Raw genomic sequence first — 13,067 nt, forward strand, 5'->3', positions numbered from 1 at the left:
ATAGTTCAGGATCGATTGTGGGTTGAATCGTGCTCGTATGCCGGTAAAATTTGAAATATAACGCGTATGCGGAGTTTTGATGCAAATTGCGCCGACCAGCCCGCGTTGCCCTGGTTTGCTTAGGGCCGCGACACGGCAAGTTGCCCGCAGCGACAGGGCTTGGCCCGACGGTCTGTCGGTGAGTTAGTGACAGGTTGCGGTGAGAGGTCGGCTTAACGCGTAATGCGAAGCTTGTTCAGCTCTGTGCCGATTGATCCGAACGTATTGTCGAGCGCGTTGGCCGAGGGGGCAAAGTAGTACTTGCCCGGATCAGAAGCGCACGACTCGTAAATCGCTTTTGTGGAAGAGCCGGCGCTGGTCGCAAAGACGACCGTATAGACCGTGATGTTCATTTCCTTTGCTGTGGTGCAAAGATTGATCAACCGGTCCTCGACTTTCGATTTGGCTGTACCGCTATTGGACGTGCCAAGAATGGAATTCATCCGCCATTCGCCAAGACGGCCATAGCCCGTAATGTCGGACTGCTCACTGTCCTGCGCCACACAGCAGCCGTCCCATCCCGCGTTGTACAGCGTGTTATCTCCATCGGTCATCAGGACAATAGCGCGGCGCCAGTTGGGCGATTCCCATAGCCGCTCATTGGTCCGTGGGTCCCGATGGGTATCGGATTCGGTGAAGGGCTCGCCCGGCGTCAGTGTGCGAATGCCCCAGGCCATGCCGATATCGGAAAATGTGCCGCCGCGGTTCCATGCGGTCATGATATCGAGGGCGTGGGTGACGTCAGACTTGGTGCCTGTCAGGGGAACAATCGGGGTTGGACAGCCCACATTCGGCCCGACAAACGCGTTTGAGTCACGGTCTCCACCGGGATCGATACTGTTCGGGTCCGCTTTGCCCATGTCGCTGCCCGACGTATACACGCCGAACTGGTTGTCATTGTAGATCGGCCAGATCAGCGGCGTCCATTTGCTGGTCGATGGCGGTGTGTCGTCCCAGGAGGCATCGCCGGTCCGTTCGTACACGCAGCCCTTCCATTGCGTTTTGTCTGATGGATCATACTCGATCACATCCAGCTGGCCCGGGGCGAGACCGGTCCGGCCTTGCGGATCCTTCAGTCGGAAATCATCGACAATACTCGTATTGACAATACCTGGTGCGGCATCGCCCGGATTGACCATGGACGCGTAGGGGACGACCGAAACGCGCAACTGGGCCATCTCATCCTCTTCAAAGAGGGAATTGACCATGCTGCGTGATGCCTGCTTCAGCGCGCTGATCCGGTTTGTTCCATCAAGCCCGCCCCACATCGAGCCTGTATTGTCGAGGACCAGCGCGACCATGAGGCCACCGCCTGCACGGCTGACCTCGGTCAATGCCGCTGAATTGACCGTATCCTTGTCGAGGATGCGCATGAAATAGGTCGGCATTGTCGCCTTGACCGCAATTGTTACCTTTTCCGCAGTGGACGTCACATTGAGGCTGGTGATCGTTGCACCGGTCATGTGGAAGTTCAGATCTACATAGTCCTGGGCGAGGGCAGTCAGCTCTTCATCCGTGCCAAACGTTGTGCCGATGGCCAGCGCGGCAGCGTCGGTCGCACCCTGCAGTTGGTAGCGCAACAGCATCATCCGTGCGCCGTCGATAGACAGGCCAGTTGCCGCGATGATCGGTACGATCATCAATGCGGTCAGCAATGCGACATTACCGCCGGTTCGGTGCGCAAAGCTGACGAGACGGCGGACAAAACGCTTCATTGTGAGTATCCATCGACATGGGTGCCGTCTTCAACCAGAGATCCATCCATTGCGATGGCTCGGGTATTGCGCGGCTTGAAAATCGAGCGCGTCGATTTTGTGATTGTGGTGCCGCCGAAAATATCAAACAGCGTCGGCGCCGTGACGGTCATGGTGGTATAAAGAACACTCTGCCCAGGCTCTGCAAGCCCAATGGTCTTGTCTAGATTGATCTGCGGACCGCCGCCGCCGCGTGTGGTGCTCCACAAGATGACAGGTGTTCCGTCCTCATCGTAACCGATACTGGCCACGGTCACGCCGAGGGACGCTTCGGCAAAGTCGACCGACGTCATGATGGTGCCGGCGACATCAAAAATTTCGGTGACATCCGCTTCGGTCAACTCGTTTGACCGAGAGAGGTAGTCGCCAAACTGATAGGCGTAACGCTCAAACTCGTCGACGATCTGCACGCGCGTGGTCATCTCGAAGATACCAAAGGCGATGCCCACAAGCAGGGGCAGGACCATGGCGAATTCCGCCGCGGCCACACCCGCCTGATTATGACGGAAACGCTGGATGAGGTGCATCAACATTCGCCGGTGCATCCAAAAGCTTCGTTCTTGGTGATCGAGGCGCCGGTGATGATCACGTTCTCTCCATCCGGCTGGAAAATCGATTTGATCATGGGCGTGATGAAGCTGAAATTCGTCACCGCCCGCACGATCATGATCTGTTCCTGACGGCCGGGGTCGAAGGTGAAGTTGCTTGGCTCGCCATCGCCGTCAAACGTGATGGGCGGGAAGGTTGCGTCGCTGAGACGGTTAAAGGCCCGCACGTCAACGAAGATATCGTCGCAATCAAAAAGGAACGATGATTTCTCGCACACTGTCTCCTTGAAAAGCGTTTCGGGGTCGCCGGCTTTCTGAATGTGACCAGTCTGCAGTTCACGCGACACTTCGAACACCAGGTAACGCAGGCTGTGGCGCTTGAAATAGAACAGTGACGTTTCAAAAATGGCGAACACAAGAAGAAAAAAGACGGGGGCAATGATCGCGAATTCTACCGCTGCCGACCCTTCATCTCTCTTTAACCAGCGTCGAACCAACATGATGCCAGTACCTTGAACCCGTTACACCCTATGTTCCTAAGGCATTGCGGTTGAAGGAATATGAAGATTGCGAGTCGTTGGCGTCATCGTGTCAGCACTCTTCGCCGACACTCTCGTCTTGGTGGATTGCCCGGACCGGGCGCTGCCACTAAACCCCTGTCCATGACAGACAACGATCCATCCCTCCCGAAGAATTTTGACCATTCCGAAGCCGAAAGCCGCCTCTACGCTGCGTGGGAGGAAGCCGGCTGTTTCAAGCCGTCGGGCGTGGGTGAGCCCTATTGTGTCGTCATTCCGCCGCCCAATGTCACGGGCAGCCTGCATATGGGCCATGCCCTCAACAACACGTTGCAGGACGTGCTGATCCGCTACCACCGGATGAAGGGCAAGGATGTGCTGTGGCAGGTCGGGACGGACCATGCCGGCATTGCCACCCAGATGGTGGTCGAGCGCCAGATGGCTGAACGGCAGGAGCCTCGGCGTCAGGATATCGGCCGGGAAGCATTCGTCGAAAAAGTCTGGGAGTGGAAGGCTGAAAGCGCCGGGACGATCCAGTCCCAGCTGCGCCGCCTTGGTGCCTCCTGTGACTGGAGCCGGGAACGCTTCACCATGGATGATGGCCTGTCGGCGGCTGTCCGCAAGGTGTTCGTGCAGCTCTATAATGAGGGGCTGATCTATCGCGGCAAGCGGCTCGTCAACTGGGATCCCAAATTCGCGACCGCTATCTCCGATCTCGAGGTCGAGACCCATGAGGTCCAGGGCCATATGTGGCACTTCCAGTACAAGCTGGCGGGCGGCGAGACCTATGAATATGTCGAGAAGGATGAGGACGGCAACGTCAGCTTGCGTGAAGTGCGGGACTATATCTCCATCGCCACGACGCGGCCCGAGACGATGCTCGGCGACGGCGCGGTTGCGGTGCACACGGATGATGAGCGCTACAAGCCCATCGTTGGCAAGTTCTGTGAGATCCCGGTAGGGCCAAAGGAAAGCCGCCGCCTGATCCCGATCATCGCCGATGAATACCCTGACCCTGACTTCGGGTCCGGCGCGGTGAAGATCACTGGTGCCCATGATCCGAACGACTATGAGGTCGCCAAGCGTCACAACATTCCGCTTTACCGCCTGATGGACAATGTCGCCGCCTTGCGTGCCGATGGTGCGCCGTATGCGGAGGAATCCGCCAAGGCCATGACGCTTGCCAAGGGCGGGGAGGCGTTTGATGAGGCCTATGTGGACACGATCAACCTCGTGCCCGAAGCCTATCGCGGTCTTGACCGGTTCGAGGCGCGCAAGCGCATCATCGCGGATATCGATGCCGAAGGCCTGATGATCCGGGTTGAGGACAAGCTGATCCAGCAGCCCTTTGGCGACCGGTCCGGCGTGGTGATCGAACCCATGCTGACGGATCAATGGTATGTGGACGCCAAGACCATGGCCCAGCCCGCGATCAAGGCGGTGGAGGAGGGACAGACAAAGTTTGTCCCTGAGAACTGGACCAAGACCTATTTCAACTGGCTGAACGATATCCAGCCCTGGTGCATCTCCCGCCAGCTGTGGTGGGGGCACCAGATCCCCGTGTGGTACGGTATTGATATCGGGCCAACACTGGATGAGTCTGTGGAACTCACCGACAGCGCGTCGTTGAAGCTCACAACTTTTGCTGTTGAGGACGAAGCGCAGCTCAAGGCTGCAGTGATCGCACAGCTTGACCAGTCGTGCCCCGGCCACGGGTTCGAGGACGTGGTCGTGGTTGATTCCCATGCGGAAATGGTCGCGACCATGAAAGAAACGGAACTGCGCTACACCAAAGGTGTGGACGCAAAGCGCAGCTACGTCCTGTTCCGCGACCCTGACGTTCTCGACACGTGGTTCTCTTCCGCCCTGTGGCCGTTCTCGACGCTGGGTTGGCCGGAAGAGACGCCGGAACTTGAGAAATTTTATCCGACCGCGACGCTTTCGACGGCCTTTGACATCATCTTCTTCTGGGTGGCCCGGATGATGATGATGGGCATGCACTTCCAGAAGGAAGTGCCGTTCAAGGAAGTTTACATCCACGCCATCGTCCGGGACGAAAAGGGACAGAAAATGTCCAAGTCCAAGGGCAATGTCATCGACCCGATCGTCAAGATGGATGAGTACGGCACCGATTCCCTGCGCTTTACGCTCGCCGCCATGGCCTCACCCGGGCGGGATGTGAAGCTGGCAGATCAGCGGATCGAAGGCTACCGGAATTTCCGCACCAAGCTGTGGAATGCCGCGCGCTTCTGCCAGATGAATGAGTGCAGTGTGCCAGAGGGCTTTGACCCTGCGGGCGTCACCTCGGCGCTGAACCAGTGGATCCTGCACGAAGCGAACCTGACGGAGCGGGCAATTGAGCAGGCGCTCAGCGCCTATCGCTTCAATGATGCGGCGGACACGATCTATCAGTTCACGTGGAATATCTTCTGCGACTGGTTCTTGGAATTCGCCAAGCCCGTCTTCCACGGGGAGGAGGAGGCGGCGAAGGCGGAAACCCGCGCCACGACCGCCTATGCCCTCGACCGCATCCTCGTCATGCTGCACCCGTTCATGCCCTTCGTCACCGAAGAGCTATGGGGTCAGATGGCGCCCCGCGAGAAGTACCTCATGCTGGAACGCTGGGACGGGCCGGGCGTGGACGCACCAGAGGCCGCGGCGGAGATGAACTTCATCATCGCATTGGTGTCGGGCATTCGTTCTGTGCGTACAGAGATGAATGTGCCCCCTTCAGCAAAGATGCCGCTCGTCGCGCTGCAGGCGGACGAAGAGGCCAAGCGGCGCCTGACGGCATCTGCCGGGCTGATCGAACGCCTTGCCCGTCTCGACGGGATCAGCTTCGCCGATGACGCGCCAAAGGGCGCAGCACAGATCGTGGTCGCGGGGGGCAGCTACGCGCTGCCCATTGCCGATTTTATCGATCTTGGAGCGGAAATGGCGCGCCTTGAAAAGGATATCGCCAAGAACCGGGATGAGATCGAAAAGATCGACAAGAAGCTCTCCAATGAACGGTTCGTGTCGAAGGCCCCGCCAGAAGTGGTGGAGGAGCAGCATACACGCCGCGCCGATTTCGCCGCCAACCTTGAAAAGCTGGGTGCGGCTCTCGACCGGCTCAAAGCACTCTAAGGAAAAGGCGGCCCTCACGGCCGCCTTTTTATTCGACTTTCTGGCGATCAATCCTCTTCAGGAAGATCGATCCACCAGCGCGCGCCTGTATAGGGTTCGTGCTCGACCCCATAGAGCCACCGCAGGGCGTCGAGCGCGGCTGGGTGATATATCGTGCTGTGATGCTCCGTCTCGCGACGATCGACATAAGTATAGGTCAGCCCGTCCAGTTCCGCCGCTGCCAGATCGGCGAGGATGGTATCGAGGCCGGCCTGCATCGTGCCACCTTCATCAGCCATGGTCACATATAGCCGCTTGCCGGTAAAATCGTGGGTGGCCAGCGCCTCGTCCGCGGCTTCAGCCAGGCGGCGATCGTCCCACCACAAACTGGGGGACACGGAGATATAATCGTCAAACACGTCAGGATGGTTGAGGAAGGTGTCCATAACGAAAAAGCCGGCGAGGCTTTCGCCAATCACCGCTTTGCGTCCACCGGCGCGATAACGCGCCTCGATCATCGGGATGACATCTTCAGCGATAAAGGTGCGGAATGTCTCTGCACCGCCCGGGTCCTTGGCCAGCTTGCGATAGCGCCTGTTTTGCGGCGGCGTGGTGAGTTCGGTCTGGCGCGCATTTGTGCGCACGCCCACGACGATGAATTCCTCATACTGACCACTGATCGAGGCCAGTTGTCCGAGCCCGGCAATATGCGGATAGTCCTGATCAACGCCGCCATCCATGACATAGAGAACGTTATATTCCTTATCCCCGTCGCTGTAGGATGGGGGAAGCCAGACATTGATGTCATGGGGCTGAGCATAGGCCTCCGACGACAATGGGATCGTCTCGCCGAAGCTGATGGGCGTCGCGGTCTGGGCCGCTGCACCCGCGCTGAAGCTCAGCTGGAGGCAAGCGGCTAGTAGCAGAAGGCGTTTTTTCATTTTGTTGTCCTATTGCGATTTGAACGTGCCGTCCCGACGCGCATCCACGCCTGGCTCGATTGTCTCACCATCCAGGCGGAAGCCGTAGACGCCGCTGGTCAGTTCACGGACGGCAACCGGGCCGTGACCGAAGGCTTCAAGGTCCGAGATAAGTTCGGCACTCGCCCCTTCTTCGACGATAACGCTGCCGCGGGGGGTGACCACGTTTGGCATGTCGACCGCGCCTTGCAGGTCAACGCCCCAGGCCAGATTGGCCAGTACCGTTTTGGCGACATATCCGATGATGGCGGACCCGCCGGGTGAACCGATCGCCATGACGGGCTCTTCACTGGCGTTCAGCACAATGATGGGCGTCATGGAACTGCGTGGCCGTTTGCCCGGCGCGACAGCATTGACCACGGGCACGCCATCTTTTTCAGGGATGAAAGAAAAATCCGTCAGCTGATTGTTCAGAATAAAGCCGCCAGCCATCAGGTGGCTGCCAAAAGCCGTCTCCACGGTCGTCGTCATCGACACGATATTGCCGAAGCTGTCACGGATAGAGAAATGGCTCGTGCCGGGCAGGCTGGCCGATGCATCCATGGCGCGGCCCTCTTTCAACGATACCGTTGTGGGGTCGCCGGGCTCGACCGTCTCTGCCGCTTCCGAGCCGATCAACTGGGCGCGACTGTCCAGATAGTCTGGCGCCAGCAGGCCGTCGACGAGCTGGTCCGCGCTGATCGTGCCGTCACCCATTGCCGTGGGGTCGGCGAGATAGAGGTCGCGGTCAGCATAGGCGAGGCGGCTGGCCTCCACATAATTGTGCCAGGAAAGGCCGGAAACGTCACCGTCCGTGCCCGTCTGGTTTGCCGGCGCTGCGCGCTCATAAAGGCCGAGGATCTGCAGGAGCGTCACACCGCCCGAGCTTGGCGGCCCCATTGAGCAGACCTTGTAGGTGAGAAACGGGCTGCATACCGGCTCGCGCTCAACAGGCTCGTAGTCAGCAAAATCTTCAGGGATCATGGTCCCCGGGCCCACGCGCTCGTTCACGGCGGCGGCAATCTTCTCTGCCACGCTGCCATTGTAGAACACTCCGGCACCGCCAGCCGCCAGCTCCTGCAGCGTTTCGGCGTAGTCGGGATTTTTCAGGACCGTATCGGCGGGCAGCGGTGTGCCATCGGCATCGTAGAACAGCGCTTTCGCAGCGGGATTGTCTGGCAGCCGGTTCATCCGCCCAAGGAGCATGTGAAGGCGCTCGCCCATGACATAGCCGTTGGTTGCGAGGTTTTCGGCATCTTCAAACAGAGTATGCCATTCCAGAACGCCGTGCTCGGCATGGGCGACACCCAGCATGCCAACGACACCGGGGATGCCAACGGACTTGCCAGAGGTCACGGCGTCGTAAAATCCCATCGGCGTGCCGTCGTCTTTCAGAAACATGGCGGGCGTGGCCGACATCGGTGCCTGTTCACGCCCGTCATAGGTCGTCAGTTTGCCCGATTGCTGATCGTAATAGACGAGGAAGGCACCGCCGCCGAGGCCGGAGGATTGCGGTTCCACGAGTCCCAGGACCGCCTGCACGGCGATCGCGGCGTCGATGGCAGAACCGCCTTCGGCCAGAATTCGGGCGCCAGCGTCGGTGGCGTGCGGGTTGGCCGTGACGACGGCCCAGCGATGATCATTGCTTGCCCCCGGCGCTTCGGGAAAGCCATCACCCATTGGCACCGCTTCCGTACTCGGAGCCTGCGCGGGGTCGGTCGGTTCAGGGTTGCCGCAAGCCGTGGCCAGGATCGCCAGAAAAAATGGTGTGGCGCGTTTGATCATGTGAAAAATCCGTCAGACGATGCAAAAGGAGAGCGTAGCGCTGTTTTGGAAGAGGACAAACCATGAGTGTGGGGGCACGCAATAGCATTACTGACGTCCCGGGCCTCATGGTCGGACAGGCGCAGGATCGTGCCGTCAAAACAGGCGTGACCGTCATCTTGCCAGACGCGCCGGCAATCGCCGCCGTCGACGTGCGCGGCGGCGGGCCGGGGACGCGCGAAGCCGATGCGCTGGCGCTGACCGGCCTCGTCGACCGGGCCGATGCGATCGTTCTCGCCGGGGGTTCGGTCTATGGCCTCGGCGCTGCGGACCGCATTGCCGCTCTATTGGGGGCTCGCGGCAGGGGCTTCAGCCTGATGCCTGCGGCCGGTGTGCCGGTCAGTCCCATCGTCCCTGCAGCGATATTGTATGATCTCGCCAATGGCGGCGACAAAGAATGGGGTGATCAGCCGCCCTATGGCCGTCTGGGGGCAGAGGCTCTTGATGCAGTCTCAGAAGAGGTTGCCCTGGGACCGGTTGGTGCAGGCTGCGGTGCACTTGCCGGTCAGCATCTTGGTGGGTTGGGCACGGCCAGCGCAGTGACTGATGCCGGCGTGACTGTCGGGGCCATTGCGGCGGTGAACAGTTTTGGCAGTCCCTATGTGCCAGGCACTCGGCAATTCTGGGCGGCCCCATTCGAAGTCGGCGACGAATTTGGCGGCCGGGGGATCGCGCAGGCGGCAGTGAGCGGCTTTCCCTCCGATACAAAGGTGGGTTCAGGCCCTCGCGGCAACACGACAATTGCCTGCATCGCGACCGATGCGGATCTGTCCAAGGCCGAAGCGGCGCGCCTAGCGATCATGGCGCAGGATGGGCTAGCGCGGGCCCTGCGACCTGCCCATGGGCCGACCGATGGGGATACAGTATTTGTGTTGGCAACGGGTGGACGACCGCTGGCAGAGCCACGTGTCTTGGGCCTGACAGAGCTTGGCAATCTCGCTGCGGACGTGCTCGCCCGGGCGATCGCGCGGGGCGTCTACTTCGCTGAAGCCTGATCCAGCTGCAGCGTGACGGGCAGCTCACCGGCCTTTTCAAAGACCAGAATGACTTCGACCGCCATGGCATTCTGAAGCTCAGGCGACAGTCCCATGAGCATGAGATGCGTCCCGCCGGGTTCAAGCACAACCGCCTTGCCCGCGGGCAGTTCAAGGTCCGCCAAAGGACGCATCGACATGACGCCATTGTTCATGACCATGGTGTGGACCTCGACCGCTTCTGCCATGGGCGAGCTTGCCGAAATCAATTTGTCATCCACATCAGAGGTAAGAGTCATATATCCTGCCGTCGCCATGGCGCCGCCCATGGGGGCCCGGAAAGATGTGTCTTTGACGCTGACGCCGGTCGCGCTGCTCTCGGTATCGTTCGAGCAGGCGGCAAGAGCGAGGAAAACGAAAGCCGTCGCGGCCTTGGCAAGTGTATTGAGGCGGGTCATAAGCAGGCCTTTAATCAACAGCTGAACATCGCCGGGTTAGGCCGAGTTTTCGATAACGGCAAGCGGCACGGCGAAAGGAGCCCCTATGAACCTGTCTGAATTGAGCCGATTGCAGAATTTTCTGCGCAAGCGCTTCAATGACAAGGACCTGAACGTCCGTCCACGCACGAACAAGGACGATTCTGCCGAGGTCTATTCCGGCGAAGAATTCATCGGCGTTCTGTTCCGTGATGAGGACGAGGGCGAAATTTCCTACGATTTCAACATGGCCATTCTGGACATTGATCTTGAGGAAGACTTCGGCAACGCGTGACACCGTGTCCCTCGCGGCCCTGCGAGAGGAGCTGTCCGCCTGTCGCCATTGCGAGAAGGTGGGCCTGATCCCCGCAGCCCGGCCGGTCTTTCAACTGCCCGCCGACCCTGTCATCGGCATCTTCAGTCAGGCACCGGGCAATCTGGCCCATCAGAAGGGTAAGCCCTTCTATGATCCGTCCGGGGTGCGTTTGCGGTCATGGCTGGGGATCGACGAGACCATTTTCTATTCGGACGCCGTGGCGATTGCGCCCATGGCCTATTGCTTTCCGGGCTATGACGGAAAGGGGCCAACCGGTCGGGGCGGGGACCTGCCGCCGCCGAAAGTCTGCGCAGAGCGGTGGCGCGCCCGCGTCATGGCTCACATCCTGCCATCGCTGAAGGTCGTTCTACTTGTAGGGGCGTATGCCCAGGCCTGGCATCTGGGGACGGAAAAAGGCCGGACGCTGACGGAAACGGTGGCGGCCTGGCCCGACCGGTTTGCCGATGCGCAGCAGACGGGGCAGCTCTTATTGCCCATGCCCCATCCCAGCTGGCGGAACACCGGTTGGTTGAAGAAAAATCCGTGGTTCGAGGCGGAGGTCATTCCGCGATTGCAGGCGGCGGTCCAGGACGCGCTGTCCTAGTTCCCGTCCGTATCACTTTCCATGTCAGGGATGATATCGACGGCAAAATCATCCATCGTTGTATCCGATCGACACTGCGTCAGTGCCAGCAGCGCAATGAGCGACACCGAAAAGATCGCGATGATGAATTTGAGGATCGCACGCATGGCCGGCCTCCGTCAGCTGGCACGACCCTAGGACCAATGGCAGGGATATGCCAGACCGCGAGGGTCAGGCAGCTTTAAGCACCGCGCGGTCGTGAATCAGCGTGTGCATCATCTGGCGCATGGCGATGCCGGTCAGAGGCTTGGAGAGATATTCCGTGAAGCCCTGCTGGATCAGGGCCTCGCGCTCGCCGGCAAGGGCGTCGGCGGTACAGGCGACCACCGGTACATCCCGCATTGGGCCTGGCAGGTCGCGGATTTGCCGCAACGTGTCGAGGCCGCTCAAGCCCGGCATGTGCTTGTCCATCAGCACCACATCATAGCGGCCGACAGACAGCGCTGCGAGGCAGTCAATGCCTGAGGATACAGATTTGGACGTCATGCCCATCGCCTTGATGAACTGCTCAGCCACCATCTGGTTGATCGCGTTGTCGTCCACGACGAGAATGTGAAGGCTGGGCAAGGGCGCCACTGCGGCTTCCATGTCAGGCCCCGTGACGGTTTCCTCTGTGGACGAAATTTTCAGCGGGAAGCGCAGGGTGAAGGTTGAACCCGTGCCCTCGGTTGACGTGACCGACAGGGAGCCGTCCATCATTTCCGCCAGACGGCGGCAAATTGACAGGCCGAGGCCGGTGCCGCCATGGGCCTTCGCAATATCCACCGTCGCCTGTTCAAACGCGCCGAAGATCCGGGCCTGCTGTTCTTCGCTAAGGCCCATACCTGTGTCGGTGACGGTCACCAGAAGGTGTTCGGCCGCGTCGATCCAGTCGACTTTCATGGCAATGGTCAGGCTGCCCTCGGTAGTGAATTTGAGGCCATTGGAGACGAGGTTGTCGACAATCTGACGGATACGGAAGTCGTCACCCTTGATCGTCGCCGGAACCGCATCATCGACATCGACGTGCAGATCGAGACCCTTCTTCGCCGCGGCCGGCTGCCACATCTGCTGCAGGTCATAGAGCAGGGAACGCGGCGCGAACGGCGTTTCCACAATAGCGAGCTTGTTGGCTTCGATCTTGGACAGGTCGAGAATGTCATTGACGATATGAAGTAGAGACCGCCCCGACGACTGCACCGTCCGCAGAAGGCGGCGCTGCTCATCATCAAGTTTGGTGTTCTCAAGGGCTTCGGTCAGACCCAGAACGCCGTTCAACGGTGTCCGCAGTTCATGGCTCATTGAGGCGAGAAATTCCGACTTTGCGTGTTCGGCTTCGCGCGCGCGCACGATGCCCTGTTCCAGCCAGCGAAATGCCCGATAGGTATTGGTCGCGAAGATCGTACCCATGATCGTCGCGATCATGGTGCCAATGATGGCTTGCAATGTCCGTTGTGCTGTACGCTGAGCGTACACCGCCAGTTCGGCTTCTGCCGAGCCCATGGAGATGTTATAGAGGACGAGGAAATAGGTGACGATGACCGCTGAGCAGATCCAGGCGATCCGCCGCGTGGCAAGGAAGCAGTTCAGCATCGGCAACAGGACCAGCAGCGGTATCAGGGAAGTATTGATGCCGGTACCGGACAGAACGGCCGTGAAGAAGCTCGAGATCAGACATAGCGCCGTGATCAGGAGGGAGTAGGCAGAGTAGATCTTGAAATAGCGCAGGCACAACACCATTCCGAGCATGATCAGGGCTGCCGTCAGGGCAATTGTCTGGTCAATTTCCCAACGGCCAAACGTACGGGTAAGGACGACGATATTGACGGTCTGCGCGCCGATTACAGTCCAGCAGAAAGCATAAAGTGCCCGCGCGCGCAGAACATTGGTCGCGCCTTCTGACGGATCGATGGTCAAGAACCGTTCGTAATG

Annotated in this window: 12 protein-coding genes; 4 read left to right on the forward strand and 8 right to left on the reverse strand. The window is 59.7% G+C overall.

Translation table 11 applies throughout. The features are described 5' to 3' along the window. Positions 1 to 212 precede the first annotated feature (212 nt). Genes RUI03_RS03255 through RUI03_RS03265 form a run of 3 tightly spaced genes read right to left on the reverse strand, consistent with a single transcriptional unit; the run spans position 213 to position 2,841 of the window. Positions 213 to 1,754 (reverse strand): pilus assembly protein, encoded by a 1,542-nt coding sequence (locus RUI03_RS03255; protein WP_317288857.1) that lies wholly within the window; start codon positions 1,752 to 1,754, stop codon positions 213 to 215. Continuing rightward, entirely contained in the window at positions 1,751 to 2,326 is a 576-nt protein-coding gene (locus RUI03_RS03260) for a TadE/TadG family type IV pilus assembly protein (protein ID WP_317288858.1), read from the reverse strand. Before RUI03_RS03260 ends, RUI03_RS03255 begins: the two co-directional genes overlap by 4 nt. After that, on the reverse strand, positions 2,320 to 2,841 hold the full coding sequence (locus tag RUI03_RS03265) for a TadE/TadG family type IV pilus assembly protein (protein WP_317288859.1): 522 nt from the start codon (positions 2,839 to 2,841) through the stop codon (positions 2,320 to 2,322). The genes RUI03_RS03260 and RUI03_RS03265 overlap by 7 nt, the downstream gene beginning before the upstream one ends. A gap of 162 nt (positions 2,842 to 3,003) precedes the next feature. On the opposite strand from RUI03_RS03265, the gene RUI03_RS03270 reads away from it, so the two are divergent. Next, the gene (locus RUI03_RS03270) at positions 3,004 to 5,985 is read left to right on the forward strand and encodes a valine--tRNA ligase (RefSeq protein WP_317288860.1); all 2,982 of its coding nucleotides are present in this window, start codon (positions 3,004 to 3,006) and stop codon (positions 5,983 to 5,985) included. Between the two features lie 47 nt (positions 5,986 to 6,032). On the opposite strand, the gene RUI03_RS03275 is transcribed toward RUI03_RS03270, so the two are convergent. Both RUI03_RS03275 and RUI03_RS03280 read right to left on the reverse strand, forming a co-directional pair. After that, entirely contained in the window at positions 6,033 to 6,905 is an 873-nt protein-coding gene (locus RUI03_RS03275) for an alpha/beta hydrolase (RefSeq protein ID WP_317288861.1), read from the reverse strand. Positions 6,906 to 6,914: 9 nt separating this feature from the next. Next, the gene (locus RUI03_RS03280; protein ID WP_317288862.1) at positions 6,915 to 8,708 is read right to left on the reverse strand and encodes a gamma-glutamyltransferase family protein; all 1,794 of its coding nucleotides are present in this window, start codon (positions 8,706 to 8,708) and stop codon (positions 6,915 to 6,917) included. Positions 8,709 to 8,770: 62 nt separating this feature from the next. Here RUI03_RS03280 and RUI03_RS03285 point away from each other — a divergent pair, with 62 nt between their 5' ends. Next, complete coding sequence (locus RUI03_RS03285; protein ID WP_317288863.1) at positions 8,771 to 9,742, forward strand: P1 family peptidase; 972 nt, start codon at positions 8,771 to 8,773, stop codon at positions 9,740 to 9,742. Here the strand turns inward: RUI03_RS03285 and RUI03_RS03290 are convergent. Then, positions 9,724 to 10,179, reverse strand: a complete 456-nt coding sequence (locus tag RUI03_RS03290; protein WP_317288864.1) for a copper chaperone PCu(A)C — start codon at positions 10,177 to 10,179, stop codon at positions 9,724 to 9,726. The genes RUI03_RS03285 and RUI03_RS03290 overlap by 19 nt on opposite strands. Positions 10,180 to 10,264: 85 nt before the next feature. Between RUI03_RS03290 and RUI03_RS03295 the strand changes: the two genes are divergently transcribed. Together RUI03_RS03295 and RUI03_RS03300 are read left to right on the forward strand one after the other, a co-directional pair. Further along, positions 10,265 to 10,492, forward strand: coding sequence for a DUF3126 family protein (locus RUI03_RS03295; protein WP_317288865.1), 228 nt, complete (start codon positions 10,265 to 10,267; stop codon positions 10,490 to 10,492). Beyond that, complete coding sequence (locus RUI03_RS03300; protein ID WP_317288866.1) at positions 10,467 to 11,117, forward strand: uracil-DNA glycosylase family protein; 651 nt, start codon at positions 10,467 to 10,469, stop codon at positions 11,115 to 11,117. Before RUI03_RS03295 ends, RUI03_RS03300 begins: the two co-directional genes overlap by 26 nt. Here RUI03_RS03300 and RUI03_RS03305 read toward each other — a convergent pair. Together RUI03_RS03305 and RUI03_RS03310 are read right to left on the reverse strand one after the other, a co-directional pair. Then, entirely contained in the window at positions 11,114 to 11,263 is a 150-nt protein-coding gene (locus RUI03_RS03305; protein ID WP_317288867.1) for a hypothetical protein, read from the reverse strand. The two genes, RUI03_RS03300 and RUI03_RS03305, sit on opposite strands and share 4 nt — an antisense overlap. Positions 11,264 to 11,327: 64 nt before the next feature. Continuing rightward, complete coding sequence (locus tag RUI03_RS03310; protein WP_317288868.1) at positions 11,328 to 13,052, reverse strand: ATP-binding protein; 1,725 nt, start codon at positions 13,050 to 13,052, stop codon at positions 11,328 to 11,330. Positions 13,053 to 13,067 lie beyond the last annotated feature (15 nt).

Origin of the sequence: Parvularcula sp. LCG005, from assembly GCF_032930845.1 — a bacterium.
Classification (GTDB): domain Bacteria; phylum Pseudomonadota; class Alphaproteobacteria; order Caulobacterales; family Parvularculaceae; genus Parvularcula.